At 70.6% G+C, this 21,527-nt stretch carries 18 protein-coding genes and 1 pseudogene; 7 read left to right on the top strand and 12 right to left on the bottom strand.

All coding sequences use genetic code 11. From position 1 onward, the window contains the following. The first annotated feature begins 95 nt into the window (after positions 1 to 95). Entirely contained in the window at positions 96 to 1,709 is a 1,614-nt protein-coding gene (cimA, locus tag OG385_RS06570; protein WP_266852653.1) for a citramalate synthase, read from the top strand. Between the two features lie 315 nt (positions 1,710 to 2,024). Here the strand turns inward: cimA and OG385_RS06565 are convergent. The 4 genes and pseudogenes from OG385_RS06565 to OG385_RS06550 all read right to left on the bottom strand — a co-directional run. Then, positions 2,025 to 2,561: pseudogene (locus OG385_RS06565) on the bottom strand (pyridoxamine 5'-phosphate oxidase family protein); the annotation flags it as partial. A gap of 38 nt (positions 2,562 to 2,599) precedes the next feature. Next, a complete protein-coding gene (locus OG385_RS06560) occupies positions 2,600 to 3,802 on the bottom strand; it encodes a globin domain-containing protein (protein WP_266852651.1) in 1,203 nt (400 codons plus the stop codon). Positions 3,803 to 4,492: 690 nt separating this feature from the next. Further along, complete coding sequence (locus OG385_RS06555; RefSeq protein WP_266852649.1) at positions 4,493 to 5,680, bottom strand: adenosine deaminase; 1,188 nt, start codon at positions 5,678 to 5,680, stop codon at positions 4,493 to 4,495. 145 nt (positions 5,681 to 5,825) lie between these two features. Further along, on the bottom strand, positions 5,826 to 6,572 hold the full coding sequence (locus OG385_RS06550) for a GntR family transcriptional regulator (RefSeq protein WP_266852647.1): 747 nt from the start codon (positions 6,570 to 6,572) through the stop codon (positions 5,826 to 5,828). Between the two features lie 414 nt (positions 6,573 to 6,986). On the opposite strand from OG385_RS06550, the gene OG385_RS06545 reads away from it, so the two are divergent. Then, entirely contained in the window at positions 6,987 to 8,435 is a 1,449-nt protein-coding gene (locus OG385_RS06545; RefSeq protein ID WP_266852645.1) for an MFS transporter, read from the top strand. Between the two features lie 132 nt (positions 8,436 to 8,567). Here OG385_RS06545 and OG385_RS06540 read toward each other — a convergent pair whose 3' ends face one another. The 4 genes from OG385_RS06540 to OG385_RS06525 all read right to left on the bottom strand — a co-directional run bounded on the left by OG385_RS06540 (position 8,568) and on the right by OG385_RS06525 (position 11,770). After that, entirely contained in the window at positions 8,568 to 9,284 is a 717-nt protein-coding gene (locus OG385_RS06540; RefSeq protein WP_266852644.1) for a hypothetical protein, read from the bottom strand. 178 nt (positions 9,285 to 9,462) lie between these two features. Beyond that, complete coding sequence (locus OG385_RS06535) at positions 9,463 to 10,656, bottom strand: phosphatidylserine/phosphatidylglycerophosphate/cardiolipin synthase family protein (protein WP_266852642.1); 1,194 nt, start codon at positions 10,654 to 10,656, stop codon at positions 9,463 to 9,465. Between the two features lie 65 nt (positions 10,657 to 10,721). Then, positions 10,722 to 10,949 (bottom strand): DUF397 domain-containing protein, encoded by a 228-nt coding sequence (locus tag OG385_RS06530; RefSeq protein ID WP_266852640.1) that lies wholly within the window; start codon positions 10,947 to 10,949, stop codon positions 10,722 to 10,724. After that, positions 10,949 to 11,770 (bottom strand): helix-turn-helix transcriptional regulator, encoded by an 822-nt coding sequence (locus tag OG385_RS06525; RefSeq protein ID WP_266860682.1) that lies wholly within the window; start codon positions 11,768 to 11,770, stop codon positions 10,949 to 10,951. The genes OG385_RS06530 and OG385_RS06525 overlap by 1 nt, the downstream gene beginning before the upstream one ends. A 111-nt stretch (positions 11,771 to 11,881) precedes the next feature. Here OG385_RS06525 and OG385_RS06520 point away from each other — a divergent pair, with 111 nt between their 5' ends. Beyond that, positions 11,882 to 12,319 (top strand): ATP-binding protein, encoded by a 438-nt coding sequence (locus OG385_RS06520; RefSeq protein WP_266852638.1) that lies wholly within the window; start codon positions 11,882 to 11,884, stop codon positions 12,317 to 12,319. Positions 12,320 to 12,371: 52 nt separating this feature from the next. Here the strand turns inward: OG385_RS06520 and OG385_RS06515 are convergent, their stop codons facing one another. Continuing rightward, entirely contained in the window at positions 12,372 to 12,578 is a 207-nt protein-coding gene (locus tag OG385_RS06515) for a 4-oxalocrotonate tautomerase family protein (protein ID WP_266852636.1), read from the bottom strand. 84 nt (positions 12,579 to 12,662) lie between these two features. Further along, the gene (locus OG385_RS06510) at positions 12,663 to 13,400 is read right to left on the bottom strand and encodes an SDR family oxidoreductase (protein WP_266852634.1); all 738 of its coding nucleotides are present in this window, start codon (positions 13,398 to 13,400) and stop codon (positions 12,663 to 12,665) included. 106 nt (positions 13,401 to 13,506) lie between these two features. Between OG385_RS06510 and OG385_RS06505 the strand changes: the two genes are divergently transcribed. Next, entirely contained in the window at positions 13,507 to 14,220 is a 714-nt protein-coding gene (locus OG385_RS06505) for a TetR/AcrR family transcriptional regulator (protein WP_266852632.1), read from the top strand. A gap of 5 nt (positions 14,221 to 14,225) precedes the next feature. On the opposite strand, the gene OG385_RS06500 is transcribed toward OG385_RS06505, so the two are convergent. Continuing rightward, positions 14,226 to 15,377, bottom strand: coding sequence for an MFS transporter (locus tag OG385_RS06500; RefSeq protein WP_266852630.1), 1,152 nt, complete (start codon positions 15,375 to 15,377; stop codon positions 14,226 to 14,228). Between the two features lie 38 nt (positions 15,378 to 15,415). Between OG385_RS06500 and OG385_RS06495 the strand changes: the two genes are divergently transcribed. Continuing rightward, positions 15,416 to 15,973 (top strand): CGNR zinc finger domain-containing protein, encoded by a 558-nt coding sequence (locus OG385_RS06495; RefSeq protein ID WP_266852628.1) that lies wholly within the window; start codon positions 15,416 to 15,418, stop codon positions 15,971 to 15,973. On the opposite strand, the gene OG385_RS06490 is transcribed toward OG385_RS06495, so the two are convergent. Further along, positions 15,974 to 16,582, bottom strand: coding sequence for a YceI family protein (locus OG385_RS06490; protein WP_266852626.1), 609 nt, complete (start codon positions 16,580 to 16,582; stop codon positions 15,974 to 15,976). Between the two features lie 372 nt (positions 16,583 to 16,954). Between OG385_RS06490 and OG385_RS06485 the strand changes: the two genes are divergently transcribed. Both OG385_RS06485 and OG385_RS06480 read left to right on the top strand, forming a co-directional pair. Then, positions 16,955 to 17,464 (top strand): hypothetical protein, encoded by a 510-nt coding sequence (locus OG385_RS06485; protein WP_266852624.1) that lies wholly within the window; start codon positions 16,955 to 16,957, stop codon positions 17,462 to 17,464. 111 nt (positions 17,465 to 17,575) lie between these two features. Then, complete coding sequence (locus OG385_RS06480) at positions 17,576 to 21,433, top strand: endo-alpha-N-acetylgalactosaminidase family protein (RefSeq protein WP_266852622.1); 3,858 nt, start codon at positions 17,576 to 17,578, stop codon at positions 21,431 to 21,433. Positions 21,434 to 21,527 lie beyond the last annotated feature (94 nt).

Raw genomic sequence — 21,527 nt, 5'->3', positions numbered from 1 at the left:
AGGCCCCACCTCGGCCGGGAACGAGGCGCAAGCGAAGATGGGGGCAAGTGGAGCCAGACATTCCGGATCCACCCACCCGACAGGAGTCGATCAGCATGACCACAGAGGCCAAGGCCAAGGGCACCGACGACAGTTTCCATGTCTTCGACACGACGCTGCGCGACGGCGCACAGCGCGAGGGCATCAACCTCACCGTCTCGGACAAGCTGACGATCGCCCGGCACCTCGACGACTTCGGCGTGGGTTTCATCGAGGGCGGCTGGCCCGGCGCCAACCCCCGCGACACGGAGTTCTTCGCCCGTGCGCGGCAGGAGATCGACTTCCGGCACGCCCAGTTGGTGGCCTTCGGCGCCACCCGCAGGCCCAACACCCCTGCCGCCGAAGACCCGCAGCTCAACGCGCTGCTGGAGTCCGGCGCCCCGGTGATCACCCTGGTGGCCAAGTCCCATGACCGCCATGTGGAGCTGGCGCTGCGCACCACGCTCGAAGAGAACCTGGCGATGGTGCGCGACTCGGTCTCGTACCTCCGCGCGAAGGGCCGCCGCGTCTTCCTCGACTGCGAGCACTTCTTCGACGGTTACAAGGTCAACCCGGAGTACGCCAAGTCCGTCGTACGCGCGGCGTCCGAGGCCGGCGCCGATGTCGTCGTCCTCTGCGACACCAACGGCGGGATGCTGCCCGCCCAGGTCCAGGCCGTCGTGGCCACGGTCATCGCGGACACCGGCGCGCGTCTGGGCATCCACGCCCAGGACGACACGGGCTGCGCCGTCGCGAACACCCTGGCCGCCGTCGACGCGGGCGCGACCCATGTGCAGTGCACGGCGAACGGCTACGGGGAGCGCGTCGGCAACGCCAACCTCTTCCCGGTCGTCGCCGCCCTGGAGCTGAAGTACGGCAAGACGGTCGTCCCCGAGGGCGCGCTGCCCGAGATGACCCGCATCTCGCACGCCATCGCCGAGGTCGTGAACCTCACGCCCTCCACCCACCAGCCGTACGTGGGTGTCTCCGCCTTCGCGCACAAGGCGGGGCTGCACGCCTCCGCGATCAAGGTCGACCCGGACCTCTACCAGCACATCGCCCCCGAGCAGGTCGGCAACACCATGCGGATGCTCGTCTCCGACATGGCGGGCCGCGCCTCGATCGAGCTCAAGGGCAAGGAACTCGGCATCGACCTGGGCGGCGACCGCGCGCTGGTCGCCCGCGTCGTCGAGCGCGTCAAGGAGCGCGAACTCCAGGGCTACACCTACGAGGCAGCCGACGCCTCCTTCGAACTGCTGCTCCGCGAGGAGGCGGAGGGCCGCGCCCGCCGCTACTTCCGGATCGAGTCCTGGCGCGCGATCGTGGAGAACCGCCCCGACGGCACGCACGCCAACGAGGCGACGGTGAAGCTGTGGGCCAAGAGCGAGCGCATCGTCGCGACGGCCGAGGGCAACGGCCCCGTCAACGCGCTCGACCGGGCGCTGCGGGTGGGCCTGGAGCGCATCTACCCCCAGCTCGCGAAGCTGGAGCTGACGGACTACAAGGTCCGCATCCTGGAGGGCAGGCACGGTACGGACTCGACCACCCGCGTGCTGATCACCACCAGCGACGGCGCGGCGGAGTGGTCGACGGTGGGCGTCGCGGAGAACGTGATCGCCGCGTCCTGGCAGGCGCTGGAGGACGCGTACACGTACGGGCTGCTGCGGGCCGGGGTGGAACCGGCGGAGTAGGAACCGGCGGAGCAAGCAGGAATCCCCGCCGGCCGGGCCCGCCGACCGGCCCGGTCGGTCGGCCGGTCAGCGCAGAAGATTCAGCAGACGCTCTCGCCGCGTCCGTGGCGGTGCCTCGGAGGAGTTCCCGCCCCGGGCGGCGGCGTGATGGGCGGGGGCCGCAGGAGGCGCGGGAGGCGCCGGGTAGGCCGCAGAGCCGGGCACGGGCATCGGGTACGGAGCCGGGTCCGCGGGTCCCGGGTAGGACGGAGCCGGGTCTGCCGGCCCCGGGTAGGACGCAGCCGCCGGGTACGGCGCAGGCCGGCGTTCCCCGGTGAAGTACTCGGAGTCCCTGGGCCGTTCATCCGGCGAGACGCGGGGCCGCTTCCCGGGCTCCAGGTGGGGTATGTGCTTGGAGCAGTGGATGTACGCCTCTTCGACCGACAGATGTATCCACATCTGCGGCTGCCTGCCGGGCGCCGTGTCGGCGGGCAGATGGGGATACAGGGCGTAGTGGTCGTGCGCCGAGTACACCTGCGCCCGCCCGTTCACATGGAGTCCGATGTGATGCTCGGTGAAGTCGATGAAGAGCATGCCGAGATGCGGGTTCTCGGTGATGTTGCCCGCGCTGGCCACCACCCCGTTGCCCCGGTACTCGGGGTAGGCGAGGGTGTAGTCGTCGAGCGTGACGACGAACCCGGGCGGCCCCGCCCGGAAACTCGCGTCGCACTCGCCGTGCGCGTCCGCCGTTGACAGGAACACCATGTACTGCCGTGCGATGAAGTCACGCATGGCAGGCGTGAGACAGGGCCGCATCTGCCTGTCGTAGAAGTCGGCGGCACGGTCCGCCGTCCCCATCGCGTCCTGCAGCATCCGCTCCCCGGGGGAGCCGAACGTCCCGTCATAGGTGGTCACAGCTGATCGTCTTCCTCCTGGGCCAGGGCCCGGCGCATTGACGAGGCGAGTGCGGGTGCACCCCATGGGTCGTAGTGCAGCTTCCTCGGCGAGAGACCGCGGCGGAGCAGGACGTCGGCGGCCGCGGAGATCATCTGCTGGGGGCCGCTGAGGTATGCCTCGTGCCGGTCCCAGGGGCCGAACTCGGCCAGCACCTGGGGGAGGGAGCCGGTGCGTCCCACGATGTTCTGCTCGGAGACCGCCGCGCGGACGGTGAGCCAGGGGTGGCGCTGGGACATACGGAGCATGTCGTCCAGGCCGTACAGTTCCTCGGCCGTTCTGGCGCCGACGAACAGATCCACACTGCGCCGGTGCGAGATGCCCTGCCGTGCCACCTCTTCGATCAGGGCCCGGATGGGGGCGAGTCCGGTGCCGCCCGCCACACAGAGCAGATCGTCGCGGGAGGCCGGGTCGATGGCCATGTCCCCCTGGGGCGGGCCGATTCGCAGCCAGTCGCCGACCGCTGTGTGGTCGACCAGGGCCTGGCTGACCCGGCCGCCCCGGACCGCGCGGATGTGGAAGGTCAGGGCCGAGTCCGCGCGCGGTGCGTGCGCCGGCGAGTAGTGGCGCCACTCCCTGGGCCACCACGGCGACTCCAGGCTCAGGTACTGGCCCGCGGTGTAGGGGTACGGCTGGTCGGGCTGCACGGTGATTTCCGCGATGCCGCTCTGGTGGCGTACGTGCCCGATCACCTGGGCGTTCCAGGCCGCGGGGGAGTGCTGGGCGTCCTGCTCGGCGGCCCGCATCATGGTGTCCGCGACCGCCCCGTACGCCCGTTCCCAGGCGCCGGCGATCTCCGGGGTCCAGGCCGGGCCCGCGAACCGGGACAGGGTTTCGAGCAGGCACTCGCCGACCGCCGGGTAATGGGCGTTCTGCGTACCGAACTTGCGGTGGTCCCGGCCCAGATGGGAACAGAAGCGGGTCAGGCTCTCGGGGTCGTCGACGAGTTCGACGATCCGCAGGAGCGCCCGGAGCAACCGGTCACGCTGCACATCCATGTTGGCGGGGAAGAGCTCGCGAACCGCCGGATACCGGGCGAAGAGGATGGCATAGAAGTAGACCGCGACCTCTTCGACCTGCGGTTCGACCACCGCGAGGCTGGCCCGTATGAGCGCCGCGTCCTGTTCGCCGCTGGACGCCGCCCCCGATGGCGTTGGCATGGCCGCGTGCACCGCGCCGAGCGGGGGAGGTGGCTCGGGAGCGCGCACACCGGGCGCCATGGGCCCGGGAGTGGTGGGGCCTCGGCGGAACCACCTGCCGCCGCCGCTGTGCGGCGCTTCCCTCACCGTGCGCCGGTGGTCGGGCGCGACGCGGACGGGCCTTCGGCCTCGGCGCGTATTCCGGTCGGACCAGGTCTGTCCCTCATGTGCTTCCGTACTCCTCGGCTCCGTGGATCCTGCGGGCCTGCCGGCCGCAGGGCGGATCCGGGCAGCGACAGGTGCAGTTCCTTTGCGGCAGCCATTACAGCGAGGGCTTGATCCCTGCGCAAGCCGCGCACGACGGAGGCCCGTCCACATGCTGGACACAGGTCGTTCGCAGGCCGTCCGCAGATCGTCCGCAGGCCGTCTGCCGCAAGGGGGAGCCGCTCGTCCGCAGGTACGGACATCACGAGTGTGGACAGTTTCACAGCGGTGGAGCGCGCGTTCCGGCCGATGCGGATATCGAAGCTCTGTGTGAGCGGCGCGGTGCCGTGGGTGGTGAACGGGGCAGGGCCGACTGCGCGGTGACCGCGTCCTCGGGGGCCGGCGCCAACGGGCCGCGTTCCCGGGGCCGGTACACATCTGCGAAGCCCCCGGGCCGGCCCGGGAGTCGGCGGAGAGCGGCGGCAGGCGCCCTCCGCCGGTGACGTGTTACGCGGTGACGCCGGCCGTCGCCGGCCGGGCGGCCGGAAGGTGGCTGAGGCTCCGGTTGCGCAGCTGGGCGTAGCCGGGGCGGATGGTCTGGTCGATCAGGGCGAGGCGTTCGTCGAAGGGGATGAAGGCGGACTTCATCGCGTTCACGGTGAACCACTCCATCTCGTCCAGGCCGTAACCGAAGGTGTCGGACAGGTGCAGGAACTCCCGCGTCATCGTGGTGCCGCTGACGAGCCGGTTGTCGGTGTTGACGCAGACGCGGAACTTCAGCCGGCGCAGCAGGTCGATGGGGTGCCCGGCGTACGAGGAGGCGGCGCCCGTCTGGAGGTTGGAGGTCGGGCAGACCTCCAGCGCGATGCGGTGGTCCCGTACGTAGGTGGCGAGCCGGCCGAGCGTGACCGAGCCGTCGTCGGCGACGGTGATGTCATCGGTGATCCGGACTCCGTGCCCGATCCGGTGGGCTCCGCAGCGCTGTACCGCCTCCTGGATGGAGGGCAGCCCGACGACCTCTCCGGCGTGGATCGTGATGTGCGCGCCTGCGGCCCTGAGGTGGTCGAAGGCGTCGACGTGCCGCTCCGGCGGGTTGCCGATCTCGGCCCCGGCGATGTCGAAGCCGACGACGCCGGAGTCGCGGTAGGCGAGGGCCAGTTCGGCGATCTCCCGGGAGCGCTCGGCGTGCCGCATGGCGGTCAGCAGGGTGCCGACGCGGATGGGGCGGCCGTTCGCCGCTGCCCGGCGCTCGCCCTCGCGGAAGCCGTCGTTGACCGCCTCGATGACCTGCTCCAGGCTCAGCCCGCCTTCGAGGTGCTGCTCGGGCGCGTAGCGGCTCTCGGCGTACACGACGCCGTCGGCTGCCAGGTCCTCCGCGGCCTCGGCGGCGACGCGGTACAGCGCCTCGCGGGTCTGCATCACGGCGCAGGTGTGCGCGAACGTCTCCAGATACCGCTCCAGGGAGCCGGAGTCGGCGGCGTCGCGGAACCATCCGCCGAGCTTCGCGGCGTCGGTGGTCGGCAGTCCCGCGTACTGCGCGTCACGGGCGAGTTCGACGACCGTGGCCGGGCGCAGGCCGCCGTCCAGGTGGTCGTGCAGGAGGACCTTCGGCGCCTGCCGTATCTGCTCCTGGCCGAGGCTGCCGGTGCTGACGGTGTGCGCCGCGCTGGGGAATGTGTTGTCTGACAAGTGCATGGGAGGTGAGTGTAGACCCGACGGGCCGGAGCACGAACGCGGGCCGCCCCGGGGGCGTGCGCCCCTGCGCCCCCGACATGGGCGGTACGGGGTCCGCGGTCGGCGGCGGTGCGGGGCCGGTCGGCGGCCGGGACGGGTTCCGCGGTCAGCGCGACTGCCAGACGGGCAGCGCCGGCGCCCCCGTGGGCAGCATGTACTTGGCCGCGATGACGGGGGTCCGCCCGGCGTGGATCACCTGCGTCACCAGGACGGCCGGGGTGTCCGACGGCCGGTCGAACTGCGCGCCGCGGCGGCTGCCGAGCATCGTGGCGACCATGGTGGACGACCCCTTCAGCGCCATGCCCCGCCCCGCATCCAGCAGCAGCCGGAGCATGGTCGACGGTGCGCCGGGCGCGGTGTCGAGCGCCTGCGCCGGGGTGAGGCCGAGACCCGTGAGCGTCTCGTCGGTGGCCGCCCACTCGTGGGCGAGGCAGGACGGCAGGGAGTTGACCTCGATCATGCTCTCCCAGAACCGGACCTCGCCGTGGGCCGGCAGCAGCAGATGCTGCGCGGAGAAGTCGGTCGGCTCCTCCAGGGTCTGCGCCAGCCGTACGGTATGGACCGCCGCACCCGCGCCGAGCAGCTCCTCCATGGGTTTGAGGGTCTCGAAGCCGCGCTGCGGCGGGTGGTGGTTCACGGTGCGGCCCACTCCGCGCCGCACCGTGATGACCCCGTCCTCCTGGAGCAGGATCAGCGCCTCGCGCAGCGCGGGCCTGCTGACGCCCAGGTCGGCGGCGAGCCTGGGTTCGGTCGGCAGCTGCGATCCGGGCGGATAGATGCCCTGATGGACCGCTTCCACGATCCGCTCGTACAGGACGACGACCGGGCGCCGCTGCTGTTGTCTGTCAGCCATAGCCATCTCCTGGGGTGTGATCGTGCTGTCCCGGCTGCCGTCGCCCGGCCGCTCAGCCTACGCAGTGCGGTCACAGCCTGCGGTGTTGATGCCCGACCGGGCGGACCGGTCCGGCAGCGCTGGGGCGCGGGTAACCCTTGACAGCTCTTCGAGTGCGGGGGTAGACCAGACCTTCATCACACCTTGTCTGACAAGTGATCGGACAAGGCGTGAAAAGCGTTCCGGGCGCGGCGGTGCCGCTGCCCCGGGAGCGTCGGCTGCCGCACCTCCGCACACATCGGCGGAACCGGCCGGCAGCGGCGGACGGACGGGCCGGCCCACCACCCACCGCCCCGTCTCCGCCCTCGCCGTGCGCCGACGCCCCCTCGGGCCGCTCCGTACTCCCCGCCCCGCCCTCCCCTCCTAGGAGCCGCCATGTCGACATGTGCCGACCGCCCGGAGACACCACGGTCCGACAGCCGTCCCGGAATGCTGCTGGCGCTGGCCCTGGCCGTGCTCGGCTACCAGCTCAACGCCACCATGCTCAGCCCGGCCCTCCCCGACGTCATGCACCGGCTGCACACCACCAGCGGCCTCGTCGGACTCTCGCAGACCCTGTTCTTCCTGTTCGCGGCGATCGGTCAGGTCACCCTGGCCCGGCTCAGCGACTACCGCGGCCGCAAACCGATGATGCTGCTGGGCTGCTTCCTGGTCATCGCGGGCGATATCGCCTGCGCGGCGGCCCCCGACATCGGGGTGTTCCTTGTGGGGCGCGTCCTCCAGGGCTTCTCCGCCGCCCTGTTCACCCTGGCGTTCCTGACCCTGGACGACACCCTCTCGGCCAAGGGCTTCGGCCGGGCCGCGGGCATCATCACCGCCGTCAACGGTGGTTTCGCGGGGGTGGACGCCGTCTTCGGTGGCCGGCTGGCGGACACTGTCGGCTTCCGCGGCATCTTCCTGGCCGGTCTCGTGGTGTCGGTGGCCGGCACCCTCGCCGTGTACCGGACCGTCCCCGCCACGCCGCCGACCGCGAAGGGCCGCATGGACTGGCGCGGCACGTCCCTGCTCGCCATCGGCCTGACGGGCGTACTGATCGGCCTGGCGCAGGGCGAGTCGTGGGGCTGGCTCTCCGTGCCCACCGCGATCTGTGTGCTGGGCGGCCTCGCCTCTCTGGTCGCGTTCGCCCTGGCCGGCCGGGGCGCCCGGGACACCGTCATCGACACGAAGCTCCTCGTCTCGCGCCGCGCCTGGCCGCTGCTGGCCACGACCGTACTGACCCTGGCCGGTGCCTTCGGGGCGCTCACGCTCACCGTGCCGCTGTTCACCCAGGACCCGCAGGCTGGTTACGGCATGAGCGCGACCCACTCGGCGCTGCTGTTCGCGACACCGGCCCAGGCCATCGGGGTGATCGGCGCTCCCCTCGCGGGCATACTCGGCCCGCGGATCGGCTGGCACCGCAGCGTGGTTCTCGGCTCCGCGGGCTCGCTGATCGCGTTCGTCGTCGCGGTGCCGTTCATGACCCATCAGTGGGTCTTCGCCGCCGCGCTCGCGGTGCTCGGGATCACGTACAACGGCCTGAGCATCACCGCGCTCAACGGCCTGGCCGTCCTCTCTTCCCCCGACAACCAGAAGGGCGCGCTGCCCGGTCTGAACGGCGCCTGTTTCGGCATCGGCGCCTCACTCGGGACGGCGCTCGCCTCCGCGCTGATCACGGTCGCGGCGAGCGGCGGCGCGCACGGCGCGGACCGCTACGGGCCCGCCCTGTGGGCCTCGTGCGGACTGCTTGCCGTGGCCATGGTGACGACGGTGGCGATCAAGGCCGTACCGAAGGGCGCGGCGCAGCCGGACGGCGGCCGGGTGGCGGTGCCCGCCATGCACGGCTGAACGCGGCGCCGCGAACCGCGCGTTGCCGGACGGCCGCTGACGACAACGGGGCGGTGACGACACCGGACCGCAGACGACAACAGGGCGGTGGAACTGCCGGAGCAGCTCCACCGCCCTGTGGGGCATGGCGGGTTACGCGTGGGCGCTGAGCACGCCCGAGGCGCTGAGCACCATGTAGATGCCGTTGGCGTCGAGGCCCTCGTCGTGCTCGTTGGCGTCCAGGGTGGCGGCCACCCCGTCATGGCCGATGATCTGGGCGCGGTAGTGGCCTTCGCCGGGCTCCGTGACCTTGACCTTCCAGTCGCCCGCGACGGTGAACGTGCCCGGACCCTGGTGTCCGCCGCCCATCCAGGAGTGGAGCGAGCCGTCGATCCCGAGCACGATGAACATGTCGTTGAAGTCGAGCCCGGCGTCGGTGTTGTGCGTCACCATCGAGCCCAGAACCGAACCGTGGCTGACGATGTCGGCGCGGTACTTCTGGGCACCCACCTGGTAGATCTTGGCCGTGCTGCCGTCCGGCAGGCGCTGGCTGTGGTCCAGGGACGGCCCCGCCTCGGCCGTCGTCCCGCTCTTGTCCGCGATGCTCTGGTCGCCGCCGCCCTGGGAGCCGCCGGCCTTGGAAGCGCCGGCCTGGGAACCGCCCGCCTTCGAGCCGTCGGTCTTGGAGTCGCCCGCCGCACCGGCGTTCCCGGTGGAGTGGGACGCGGAGGTGGCGGCCGAGTCCTTCGTGCCCTGGCCCGCGGCGTTGCTGTCCCCGCTCCCGCAGGCGGTCAGCGAGAACGCCGCAGCGGCGGCGACGGCCACCAGGCCGGCGGAACGGACGGTACGGCGTGCACGGCGAGTGGTCATCATGGCGCTCCCCCAAGGGTTGTGGTCAGGATCCGGCGTCTGCACCCGCTTCCGCGGGGCGGCCTGCCAGCTCTTCTGTTCGCTACACCTTGTGAGATGGACCCCTGTCAGAAGTTGTTCGCCAGGTTCTGTCCGCATTTGGTAACACACTTCGTAACAGAGGCCGGACGGGCCGGACTCAAAGGAAGCGCCGGATGGGGAGCACGGCCGTCTCCCGTACCCGCTCGGACAGCGCACGACGGCTCCAGCGTGTGGCATCGATCGCCTCGCTGCGCTTCAGGTCGGCATCGAAGTCGACGTCCAGCGCCTCGGTGAACGTCTCGTCCAGGACCGCGAGCATGACCTCTTCGTCATGTTCGAGGGACCGGCGGTTGAAGTTGGTCGAGCCGATCAGGGACGCGACGTGGTCCACCGTGATGATCTTGGTGTGCAGCATGGTGGGCTGGTACTCGCGGATCTCGACGCCGGCGGCCAGCAGGGCCGCGTAGTGGTGCCGCCCCGCCAACTGGCAGGCGCGCTGGTCGGTGTGCGGCCCCGGCAGCAGGATCTCGACCCGTACGCCACGGCGTGCCGTCGCACGCAGCAGTTCGATGAAGTACGTGTCCGGTGCGAAGTAGGCGGTGGCCAGCCGGAAGCGCTCCTCCGCCGATGTGAGCATCACGCGGATCAGGGTCTGCAGGTCCTGCCAGCCGACGCTGGCCGAGCCGCGCACGACCTGGACAGTGGCGTCGCCTGGCTGCTCGTGCCCCGTGAACCGGTCGCGGTGGTCGAACAGTTCGTCGTGGCACTCCGCCCAGTTCTGCGCGAAGGCGGCGGCGACCCCGTCCACGGCGGGCCCGCGCAGCCGTACGTGGGTGTCGCGCCACTCGGACGAGTCCCTGGCGTCCCCGCACCACTCCTCGGCGATGCCGACACCCCCGGTGAAGGCCGTGTGCTCGTCCACGACGAGAGCCTTGCGGTGGCAACGGTGATTCTGCTTGAAGGGCGAGAGCCGGAGGGGCTTGCGGAACCACGCGACCAGCACCCCGGCCGCGTCCATGGCGTCGAGCAGGTCCTGCTCGATCTCCTTGGCGCCGAAGCCGTCCAGCAGCAGCCGCACCCGGACGCCCGCCCGCGCGCGTTCCGCCAGGGCCGCCGCGAAGTCGTGGGCTATCTGCCCGCGCCAGTACACGAAGGTCATCAGGTCGATGGTGTGCTCGGCGGTACGGACGGCATCCAGCATGGCGGGGAAGATCTCGTCGCCGTTGCGCAGCGGGACCAGTTCGTTTCCCTCGGTGGCGGCGATCCCGATCAGCCGCTCCAGCCGTCTTCGCAGCCGCTGCTTGCGCCCCTGGACGTCCGGCGGGGCGGCCTCTGTCGCCTGCTGCTGCACGGGTACCTCCTCGTCGTCGCCGTGCCCTGGTGCACGACGACGAGGAGGAGCGTAAGCGCTACGCGTCAGCGCTCGGCGAGGAAGGCGGCCCAGGCGCGCGGGGCGACGGTCAGGATGGGGCCGGCGGCGACCTTGGAATCACGGACGTGGATGGCGCGGGGGTGGGCTGCTACTTCTACGCAGTCGCCGCCTTCGCTGCCGCTGTACGTGGACTTGTGCCAGTCGCAGGCGACTTCTACGCAGTTGCCGCCTTCGTCACCGCTGTAGCTGGACTTGAACCAGTTGAGACTCATCACGCTCCTGCCGGATCGTCCAGCAGACTCAGGCTTTCTTCGGGGGTGAGAGCCTGCGAACGCAGCATTCCATACTTCTGTTGATAGATGCTGACCTCATCTGGATCGTCGACCAGGACACTGATGCGCTGGCCTTCGAGGTAGACGAGATGATGGTGCTCGGGGGTCTCCAGCAGAACCATCGGGCCGTCGAGTCCAGCGTGCCGCCCCCGCCGTGTGGGCACGATCTGGAGCCCCAGGAAAGGCAGTTCGGCGCACCGACGTAGGTGTCGCAGCTGCTCGTTCAGAACCGCGCTCCCGCCGAGGGGGCGGGTCAGGATGACCTCTTCGATCAAGTAGTTCATCATGGGTGGCCACGGCCTGCGGTCGAAGATCCGCTGCCGGTCGATTCGCGCGGCGACTCGTTCTTCGACCTGCTCGCTACTGATCGGCGGATACAGGCTGTCGATAACGGCGTGTGCATAGCCCTCGGTCTGGAGCAACCCGGGAATGACCTGGTTCTGGTACGAAAGCAGGGGCAGCGCATCCTCCTCGTAGTCGATGAAGTCCTGTGCGAATGCCGGGAACCGCTCCCAGCCCGGCATCTCCTCCACGCCGACCCCCAGCGCCCCACCCGTATCCAGCGCACGGTCCAGCCGGTCGGCCAGGTCGGGCTGTAGCGGCCGCCGTCCCTGTTCGATGGAGGCGATCGTGTCGACGTGTACGTTCACCTCGTCGGCCAGCTGCGGCTGCGTCAGGCGGGCGCGTTTGTGGAAGTGTCTGAGCTGCGCACCGATCAGGTGCCAGGAGGGGTTCTTCTTGCGCTTGTTTGCCGGGTGCATGGCGTCTGCCTTCCCGCCCGTGGCCGTAAATGACCGGTTTCGCGGCGTACCAGGAATCTGTACGCCTTCACTCACTGGCTCAACCTAGTCACAGTGCGTGACGGTTGGTGCATGAACCAGGAACTCCAACTCCCCTACTTCCGCGAGGCGTTCTACCGGCGGGAACGCAGGTCCGTCCCCCGGGCCAGGAAGTTCACCGCCGAGGCGCTCGCCGACTGGGGCCCTCCGGTCCGTACGGACGATGTGCTGCTCTGTGTGAGCGAGCTGGCCACCAGCGCACTGCTGCACGGTGTCCCACCCGGCCGGGGATTTCGGCTGCATCTGTACTTGGAGCGCGACGGGCTGCTTCATGTGGAGATCCACGACAGCGGTCCGGGCGAGGTACGCGTGCCGGAGGAGTCCACCGAGGCGGAGGGCGGCCGGGGGCTGTTCGTCGTGGCGGCCCTGGCGGACAAGTGGGGCGTGGGGGAACGGAACCCGGGCAAGACGGTGTGGTGCGAGTTTCAGTGCCTGTTTTCCGGCCCGGAATCCGAGCAGAGGGTGACGTGAGGTGCTCGGGCAGCGCGGCGGGCCCGGTGGTGCCTGCCGCGCCGGCAGGCGGTCAGCTCTTGCCGAGCATTTCGGCCGTGAGTACGGTGCCGCCCACGCCCCAGCCCCCGTCGGGGACCTCGTCGATGACCACCAGGGTGGTGGCCCGGGCGCGCTCACCGTACACATCGGCGTAGGCGTCGGTGACGGCGTCGATGAGCTTCTTCTTCGACTCCTGCGTCAGGGTTTCCGCGGGCACCTTGAGGTTGGCGAAAGGCATGGTGATTCCTGCTCTCCGATGGGGTGTTGGGTAAACGGGAAAAGAGATGTGGTGGGGAAAGGTCCGGAGCGTGGCTGCCGGGCGTCAGATGATCCCGCCGTTGGCGCGCAGGACCTGTCCGTTGACCCAGTGCCCCGAGGGGCCGGCCAGGAAGGCGACGACCTCGGCGATGTCCTCGGGGGTGCCGAGCCGTTCCAGCGGGGGCTGTTTGGCGAGCCGTTCGATCGTGGCTTCGTCCTTGCCCTCGAAGAACAATTCGGTGGCCGTGGGGCCGGGGGCGACGGCGTTGACCGTGATGTCGCGGCCCCTCAGCTCGCGCGCGAGAACAAGCGTCATCGCCTCGACGGCTCCCTTGCTGGCGGCGTAGGCGCCGTACTCGGGGAACTGCAGGCCCACCACCGAGGTGGACAGATTGACGATGGCGCCCCCGGCGCGCACGCGCCGTGCGGCCTCCCTCGCCACGACGAAGGTGCCGCGGATGTTGGTGCGGTACAGGTCGTCCAGGACGGCCAGGTCGAGGTCTGCGATGGGTGACAGGCCCATCCGCCCCGCGGAGTTCACCACGACGTCGACGCCGCCGAACTCCTTCTCCGCCGAGTCGAACGCCGCCGCGACCGCGTTCTCGTCGGCCACGTCGGCCTGCACGGATATCGCCCGGCCTCCGGCGGCGGTGATCGTCTCGACCACCTGGTTCGCGGCGTCGGCCGACCCCGCGAACCCCACGGCGACGGCGTAACCGCGGGAGCCGAGGGTGATCGCTGCCGCCCGGCCGATACCGCGGGAACCACCCGTGACCACGGCGACACGCTGCTGCCCGTTCATGAGCCATCCTTTCCGTATCGCCGATATTGCTTTGGTGAATCGACGATAAGGCAACGCTAGCACGGCGCCTTTATCGACGCTAGCCATGTCGCGTATCGTTGATTTCATGGAAACGGATGCGACGATCCGCGCGGCGATGATCGAAGCCGCGCTGCAGCAACTGGCGGGCTCTTCGGACCACGACGTGGCGACCCGTGCGGTCTGCGAAGCCGTCGGCGTGACGCAGCCGGTCCTCTACCGGCTGTTCGGCGACAAGCGCGGACTGCTCGACGCGGTGGCCGACCACGGCTACGAGCGATACGCCGCGCTCAAAGCGGCCCAGGAGCAGACCGGGGACCCGGTGACCGACCTGCTGGCCGGATGGGACGGTCACATGGCCTTCGCCAGGGAACATCCGGCGCTCTACCAACTGATGTTCACGCCCCGGCCCTGGTCGCACTCCACCGCCCGGCAGCGCGTGTTCGACCTCCTTGTCGCGGCGCTCGTCCGCTGTGCGGCGGTGGGCGCCCTCAGAACCGAACCGCGCACCGCCGCAGAGCTGATCCTGTCCGCGAACGTCGGCATCGCGCTCCACCACATCGCAGCCCCAGCGCTGTTCAGTGACTCCACGGTCTCGCACCTGATGCGCGATGCCATGTTCTCCAGGGTGCTCACCCGGCCGACCGGACACGACGAGGGCGACCCCCTGCACTCGGCGGCTCTGCGTCTGCACGCTCAGCTGGAACTGAACGGCACCGACGCCCTGGAACCCGTGGAGACCGCCCTGCTGCTGCGCTGGCTCGCCCGCATCACCGAGCCGGGCGCCCGCCAAGGCGGCTGAGCGGATCAGAACGAGCTGGCAGCGGCCAGGAGCTGGACCCCGGCCGCTGCCAGCAGTGCGCCGGGCGGCGACCAGGTGGCGAGCGGCCCGGCGATGGCCGCGCCGATGGCGAACCCGGTGAGTTTCAGGCTGGCGCCAGTGGTGAAGATCTGGCCGCGCAACCGGGCGGGCGCCTCCCGGTGCCGGATCGCGAACAGGGCGGTGAGCTGCGGGCCTTCACCGATCCCGGTGAGAACGGCCGACGCGGCGACCGGCACGGGTCGGCCGGTCGCCGCGAGGGCCGGGGCTGCGGCCAGGACCAGGGTGCTGAGCCGGACGACCGTGTCGGGGCGCAGCAGCCCCGGGCGGCGGGAGAGCAGGGTGTTCGCGGCCAGGGCGGCTGCCGCGGCGACGCTGAGGAGGGCCGCGCCCCGGTCGGCGCCGCCGAGCACCCGTTCGCCGAGCAGCGGGGTGCAGGCGAGCAGCGCGCCGCTGCCCACACACGAGACGACGGATGCGGTGGTCGCGCGGGCCAGGGTGGGGGAGCGGGCGATGGCGAGGAATCCGGCGGTGAGGTCGGTGTGGACCCGCCGGCGTGCGGCAGTCCCTTCCGTAACGCTCCGTTCGGGCAGTGCCCGGGCGGCCGGGAGGGCCAGACAGATCAGCGCGGCCGACCCGGCCACACCGCTGGGCGCGCCCGCCGAAGCGGCGGCCGCTGCGGCCAGGGCGGGCCCTGCCAGGCTCGCGAGGTTGAACGTCATCGCGTCGACGGCGTTCGCGCGGGGGAGCGCTCCGGAGGCGGCGACGCGCGGGAGCTGGGAGGTCCAGCCGCCCGAGAGCGCCGGTCCGAGCAGTCCGCCGGCCGCCGCGATCAGTACGGTGCAGGCGACCGGAACCCGGCCGAGGCTGAGCAGCAGGGCGCCGAGGGCCATGGCGTACAGCGTGAGGGTGCAGGCCAGCAGGCGGCCGGGTCGCGGTGAACGGTCGAGGAGCACGCCGAACACGGGGCCGCCGACCGCCGCCGAGACCGTGAGACCGGCCAGGACCGCCGATGCGGCCGTGGCGGAACCGGTGGCCGCGAGCCCGGCCAGCAGCAGAGCGGGCCCGGACATCTCGTCCCCCGTACGGGCCGCCACGGCTCCGGTGGTGTAACGGGCCAGGGTGTAACGCTTCTCCATCACGATCACGTTACGCAGGTAACCGAATCCTGCGCCAGATGCGTTACATTCGCCGGGTGCTCACCCCGAACGAGACCCTGGAGCGGACCGCCGCTCTGATCAACGTCCTGAGCCTGGAGACCGCGGCGGCGGGGCAGGTGGCCGATGTGCTGCGCACCCACGGCAAAACCGGTGAACTCGCGCTCTCCGCAAGCGATATGGAAGAGCTGCGGTCCGCCGCCCGCGCGCTGCGCGAGGTCTTCGCGGCCGGGGGGACCGACGCCGCCGCGTCAGCCGTGAACGGGCTGCTGCGACGCAGCACCGGCCGCCTCCGTCTCACCTCGCACGACGGCAGCACGCCCTGGCATCCACACCTCGACCGCGATGACGACGCGCCGTGGGGCGAGTGGTTCCTCGCCTCGTCCTGTCTGGCGCTGGCCGTCCGCCTCTGGGACCGCCAGCGCCCGCCGGGCGGCGTCTGTGCCTCGACGGGCTGCGGGAACGTCTTCGTCGTGGAGGGCAGTGGTCCTGCCCGCCGGTACTGCTCGCGCCGGTGCGCCACCCGCGAACGGGTCGCGGCGCACCGGCGTGGGCGAGGGGCGGCAACGGGCCCGTGATCAGGCGGACTTGATCGCCGAGATGTCGAAGGCCAGCTTGACCTTGTCGCTGACCATGACGCCACCGGTCTCCAGGGCGGCGTTCCAGGTCAGGCCCCAGTCGGAGCGCAGGATCTCGGTGCTGCCCTCGAAGCCGACGCGCTGGTTGCCGTAGACGTCGGTGGCCGAGCCGTTGAACTCCAGGTCGATGGCGAGCGGCTTCGTGACGTCCTTGATGGTCAGGTCGCCGACGATGCGGTACGTGTCGCCGCCGAGCTGCTCGGCGTGCGTGGAGCGGAACGTCATGTGCGGGAACTGCTCGGCGTCGAAGAAGTCGCCGCTGCGCAGGTGGCCGTCGCGGTCCGCGATGCCGGTGTCGATGCTCTCGATCCGGATGTCGATGGCCGCGGTGGACTTCGAGGGGTCGGAGCCGTCCAGGTGCAGCGTGCCCTCGTGCTCGGTGAAGGAGCCGCGCACGTTGGTCACCATGGCGTGGCGCACGGTGAAGCTGATGGCGCTGTGGGCCGGGTCGATGCTGTAGTCGCCGGACAGGGCGGCCAGGGCGGGGTCCACCGGGAGGGTGGCGGTGGTTGCCGGGGCGGTGGGGGACTTGCGGTTGAACAGAGCCATGGCTCCTCCTCGGGTGATGGGTGGTGCGTAATGGGTGGTGCGTGAGCGCGGGAGTGCGTGCGCAGGTGGCGTTCGTCAAGGTTGTTTAACCTTCAACGAGATTCACCATAGAGCCATCTGGTTCAAAATTCAACATCTTCGTCAAGAGTGTGCGGCGGGGTGTGCGGATGGGTGCGCGGACGAGTGTGCGGGCGGCTTCGCGGACCGGTGTCCGGTGCACGGTGACGGCCCTCTGGCGGACGCGCGTAGAACTGCGGCACTATCTGTCCCGCTCCACCTGCACAGCAGCCCCACAGACAACGCGGACAACGCCGACATCGCACTCCATGCAGTCAACGCAGTCATCGCAGTCATCAGCAGGAGGAATCCCCCATGAAACTCCGCCCGGTTCTCGCCGCGCTCGCGCTCGTCCTCGGTGTCCTCTCCGCGCCCGGCGTCGGCGTCCTCGGAGGTGCCACCGACGCCTTCGCCGCGACGAAGATCAGTCACGCCACGGCCACGTCGATGTTCCGCTCGTCCGGCATCACCTGGTCGTCGTCCGGTGGCTGCTCCGACCGGAACGTCGCCACCTGCACCTCCTTCGACCAGCTCAACCTGGCCACCGCACAGGGCGCCCAGACGCTCAAGGGCGCGCTCGGCTGCGCCATGAACATCACGGGAGGCACCGAGACGGGCCACGCGTCCGGCACGTACTCGCACTGGAACGGCTACAAGCTGGACATCGCCAAGACCACCTGCCTGACCAACTACGTCAAGAACACGTTCACGTACATCGGCCTGCGCGGTGACGGCTACCCGCAGTGGAAGTCCGGCGCGGGCAATGTGTACGCGGACGAGGGCAGCCACTGGGACGTCACGTTCTACAACTGCGGCGGCTGCTGAGGCCGGCCGCCCGGCACCGGCTTGGACTTTCGGGCAGCGGCTGTTGGACTGCCGCTGCCCGCAAGGGTGTTGGGCGTTGACCGGTGGCCGGGGCGCGGATACCCAGTGACCATGCCCCGAAGATACAGATCCGTCCGCGCGCTCGTCGCCGCGTCCTCCGCCGTATTCGCCCTGGCCGGGCCCCTCCCGTCCGCCTCTGCCTCCACCACCGCCGCGCCCGCGACCGGCGCCGTCGGGGGCGAGGCCGTCATCGGCTCGGCCCAGCTCTCGGTCGCCGTCGCCAGGGACTTCCCGCGAGTCGTCTCGTACACCGACCGTGGCACCGGATCGCGGCTGCTCGGCAGTACGCAGCCGGTCACCGCCGTCACCCTCAACGGCAAGGCGTACCCGGTCCAGGTGAAGGGCGCACCCGTGGTCCGGGCCTCGTCCGCCGCGTACACCCTCACCTTCGCCGCCCTGCCCGGGGTCGAGATCGACGCGAAGCTCTCGGTCTCGGGGCGCGCCACCACGTTCAGGGTGACCGCCGTACGGGACACCGCGGCGTTCCGGGTCGGGACGATCGACATCCCCGGCCACGACCTGGTCTCGGTGGGGTCCGACGACCCGGGAGCCGCCACCGCCTTCACCCGGCTCGACGCGGACTCGACCCGTACCGCCGACGTCTTCGGCAAGGTCACGGCGGACACCGGGACCGACGCCTCACCGGTCGGGGCGACCTACGCCATCGTCAACACCGGGCAGCTGGCCGCAGCGGTCGAGTCCAACTCCTCGTACGACAAGCCGGCCGGCGCCACCAACGGCGACGCGGCCCGCTTCTGGCACCAGGCGCAGAAGGAGGCCGACGGCAGCGTCCGGGTCGGGGTCTGGTCCGGGCAGTGGACCTACCGTGGCGACGGCGCCGCCAAGCCGGAGAGCGGGAACAACCTGCCCTGGGCGAAGGTCGTCGTCACGCCGGACGCCAACGGCGACAAGGTGGTCGACTGGCAGGACGGCGCCGTCGCGTTCCGCACGATCGGCATCGAGCCCAAGGGCGGGAACGAGACCCCGGACCGGGTGATCACCCACATCCCGTTCAACTTCGCCAGCCAGGCCACCCACCCCTTCCTGCGCACGCTGGACGACGTCAAGCGCATCTCGCTCGCCACCGACGGCCTCGGTCAGCTCGCCCTGCTCAAGGGCTACCAGTCCGAGGGCCACGACTCGGCGCACCCCGACTACGGGGGCAACTACAACACCCGGGCCGGCGGTCTCACCGACCTCAACAAGCTGCTCAAGGACGGCAAGAAGTGGGGCGCCACGTTCGGTGCGCACATCAACGCCACCGAGGCCTACCCGGTCGCCCACCACTTCGACGACAGCCTGGTCGACAAGAGCGCGCAGGGCTGGAACTGGCTGGACCAGAGCTACTACATCGACCAGCGCCACGACATCAACAGCGGCGACCTGACCGACCGGCTCCAGCAGCTGCGGAACGAGACCGACCCCAACCTCTCGCTGCTCTACCTCGACGTCTACTACACGCACGGCTGGATCGCCGACAAGACCGCCGAGGCCGTCCGCAAGCAGGGCTGGAACCTGGCGTCCGAGTGGGCGGACAAGTTCGAGCGGGACACGCTCTGGTCGCACTGGGCCAATGACCTGGATTACGGCGACGCCCACAACAAGGGCCTCAACTCGAAGATCATCCGGTTCATCCGGAACGACGAGAAGGACGTCTGGAACAACGATCCGGTCCTCGGCCAGACCGCCATCCAGGAGTTCGAGGGCTGGACGGGCGAGACCGACTGGACGAAGTTCTACGACACCGTCTGGCAGAAGGACCTCCCCGCCAAATACCTCCAGCACCAGAAGATCACCCGCTGGGACGGCAACGACATCACCTTCACCGGCGGGGTGACCGGCACCGTCAAGGACGGCAGGCGCGCCGTCTACGACCACGGGCGGCAGGTCATCGACGGGAACGACTACCTGATCCCGTGGGACGGCGGCAAGAAGCTCTACCACTACAACAAGACGGGTGGCACGACCAGTTGGGAGGTGCCGGGGAGCGGGACGTACACCGTCTACAAGCTCACCGACAACGGCCGCACCAGGGCCGGCACCGTCAAGCCGGTCAAGGGGCGGATCACCCTGACGGCGGCGGCGGGCCAGCCGTACGTGCTCTACCCGGACCACGCCCCGAAGCAGGCCGACCCCCGCTGGGGCCAGGACACCGAGGTCAAGGACCCCGGCTTCAACGACGCGAAGCTGAGCGACTGGCAGCGGACCGGCACCGCCGTACGGGACACCGACAGTCAGGGCCGCAACAGCGCAGCGCTCTCCGGAAGCGGCACGGCGGCCGTCTCCCAGCAGCTCAGGGGCCTCAAGCCCGGGGCCCGCTACTCCGCATCGGCCTGGATCGAGGTGCAGCCCGGCAGGTCGAGACGTACGACGCTCTCGGCGGGCGGCAAGTCGGTGGTGGTCGAGCGGTCGACCGCGAAGAACATGGTCGCCGCATCCGACTGGCACGGCACCTGGTTCCAGCGGGCCGCGGTCAACTTCACCGCACCGGAGCACGGCGCCACCACGCTCAGGATCGAGGCCGCGAAGGGCTCGGCGGCCACGGTGCGGCTCGATGACATCCGGGTCGTGGCGAACGCTCCGACGGTCAGGGCGGGGACGGTCGCGTCCGAGGACTTCGAACACGTCGACCAGGGCTGGGGACCCTTCCTCAAGGGCGACGCGGGCGGCGACACCGACCCCCGCACCCACATCGCGCAGAAGCACGCCCCGTACACACAGGCAGGCTGGAACGGGAAGGCCATCGACGACGTCATCGGCAGCGGCCAGTCGCTGAAGTCGCACGAGGAGAACACCGGCCTCGTCTACCGGACCGCGCCGTGGACCGTCCCGATGGCCGAAGGCCACGCGTACCAGGTGCGGTTCGACTACCAGTCGAGCGACGCGGGCGCCTATGCGTGGGTCGATGGCTACGACCGTACGTCGGGCTCCGGCGCCGCATCGGTGGAGACCCGGAGCACCCCCATCGGCAGACAGCGGACCACAGGGCACTTCAGCGAGCAGCTCACGGCCGGCTGCGGGGACACCTTCACCGGGCTGCGCAAGTCCGAAGGGGCGCCCGACGGTGCCGACTTCGTGCTCGACAACTTCACGGTGACCGACCTGGGCCCGGCAACCGGACAGGCCGCCTGCGGCACGCTCTCCGTCGACCCGGCCGAACAGACCCTGGAACCGGGTGCGAAGAACAAGGTCTCGGCCACCTTCACCAACTACGAGGCGACCGCGGTGACCGGTGTCTCGGTGAGCCTGGACCTCCCCGACGGCTGGCAGGCCGAGCCCGCGGGGCCGGTCACCTTCGACAGCGTCGCCCCGGGCGCCGAGGCCACCGGCACCTGGCAGGTCACCCCGCCGGCCGACGCGGCGTACCAGCCCTACGAGCTGCGCTCCACCGGCTCGTACACGGTCGGCGGCAGCACCCGGAAGCTGACCGCGTCCGCCTCGGTCCGCACGCTCCCGCCGCCGCCCACCGAGGACCGCTACGCCAGCGATCTCGACTGGACGTCCATGGAGAACGGCTGGGGACCGGCCGAGAAGGACATGGACAACGGCGAGACGGCGGCGGGCGACGGCACACCGCTGACCATCGGCGGCACGGTGTACGCCAAGGGGCTCGGCACCGCGTCGCCCGGCACCATCCGCTACTACCTGGGCGGCCGGTGCACGTCCTTCACCGCGCAGGCGGGTCTCGACAGTTCGCAGGGGACGCGCGGCAGCGTGCAGTTCAGCGTGGTCGCCGACGGCACCGAGAAGGTCAAGTCGCCGGTGCTCAAGGGGGCCGACGGCGCCTGGTCGCTGACGGCCGATGTGACCGGGGCGAAGTACGTCGACCTCGTCACGGGTGACGGCGGCGACGGGCCGGGTAACGATCACGCGGACTGGGGCGACGCCCGCTTCCACTGCGGCGGCTGACGGGCCGGTCGAGGGGCCGGTCGAGGAGGTGGGAAGGGCCGGCCGACGGCCGGTGGAAGGCTGACCGAGAAAGCGCTTGCTCCCGGTTCAAGGT

This window comes from Streptomyces sp. NBC_01306, from assembly GCF_026340465.1.
GTDB lineage: Bacteria > Actinomycetota > Actinomycetes > Streptomycetales > Streptomycetaceae > Streptomyces.
This window is presented reverse-complemented; position numbering and strand designations above follow the sequence as displayed.

What these genes read in the sequence shown, in the direction of transcription:
- cimA (WP_266852653.1), top strand. Translation starts at nt 96, where the DNA reads ATGACCACAGAGGCCAAGGCCAAGGGCACCGACGACAGTTTCCATGTC.
- OG385_RS06560 (WP_266852651.1), bottom strand. Translation starts at nt 3,802, where the DNA reads ATGCCAACGCCATCGGGGGCGGCGTCCAGCGGCGAACAGGACGCGGCG.
- OG385_RS06555 (WP_266852649.1), bottom strand. Translation starts at nt 5,680, where the DNA reads ATGCACTTGTCAGACAACACATTCCCCAGCGCGGCGCACACCGTCAGC.
- OG385_RS06550 (WP_266852647.1), bottom strand. Translation starts at nt 6,572, where the DNA reads ATGGCTGACAGACAACAGCAGCGGCGCCCGGTCGTCGTCCTGTACGAG.
- OG385_RS06545 (WP_266852645.1), top strand. Translation starts at nt 6,987, where the DNA reads ATGTCGACATGTGCCGACCGCCCGGAGACACCACGGTCCGACAGCCGT.
- OG385_RS06540 (WP_266852644.1), bottom strand. Translation starts at nt 9,284, where the DNA reads ATGACCACTCGCCGTGCACGCCGTACCGTCCGTTCCGCCGGCCTGGTG.
- OG385_RS06530 (WP_266852640.1), bottom strand. Translation starts at nt 10,949, where the DNA reads ATGAGTCTCAACTGGTTCAAGTCCAGCTACAGCGGTGACGAAGGCGGC.
- OG385_RS06525 (WP_266860682.1), bottom strand. Translation starts at nt 11,770, where the DNA reads ATGCACCCGGCAAACAAGCGCAAGAAGAACCCCTCCTGGCACCTGATC.
- OG385_RS06520 (WP_266852638.1), top strand. Translation starts at nt 11,882, where the DNA reads ATGAACCAGGAACTCCAACTCCCCTACTTCCGCGAGGCGTTCTACCGG.
- OG385_RS06515 (WP_266852636.1), bottom strand. Translation starts at nt 12,578, where the DNA reads ATGCCTTTCGCCAACCTCAAGGTGCCCGCGGAAACCCTGACGCAGGAG.
- OG385_RS06510 (WP_266852634.1), bottom strand. Translation starts at nt 13,400, where the DNA reads ATGAACGGGCAGCAGCGTGTCGCCGTGGTCACGGGTGGTTCCCGCGGT.
- OG385_RS06505 (WP_266852632.1), top strand. Translation starts at nt 13,507, where the DNA reads ATGGAAACGGATGCGACGATCCGCGCGGCGATGATCGAAGCCGCGCTG.
- OG385_RS06500 (WP_266852630.1), bottom strand. Translation starts at nt 15,377, where the DNA reads ATGGAGAAGCGTTACACCCTGGCCCGTTACACCACCGGAGCCGTGGCG.
- OG385_RS06495 (WP_266852628.1), top strand. Translation starts at nt 15,416, where the DNA reads ATGCGTTACATTCGCCGGGTGCTCACCCCGAACGAGACCCTGGAGCGG.
- OG385_RS06490 (WP_266852626.1), bottom strand. Translation starts at nt 16,582, where the DNA reads ATGGCTCTGTTCAACCGCAAGTCCCCCACCGCCCCGGCAACCACCGCC.
- OG385_RS06485 (WP_266852624.1), top strand. Translation starts at nt 16,955, where the DNA reads ATGAAACTCCGCCCGGTTCTCGCCGCGCTCGCGCTCGTCCTCGGTGTC.
- OG385_RS06480 (WP_266852622.1), top strand. Translation starts at nt 17,576, where the DNA reads ATGCCCCGAAGATACAGATCCGTCCGCGCGCTCGTCGCCGCGTCCTCC.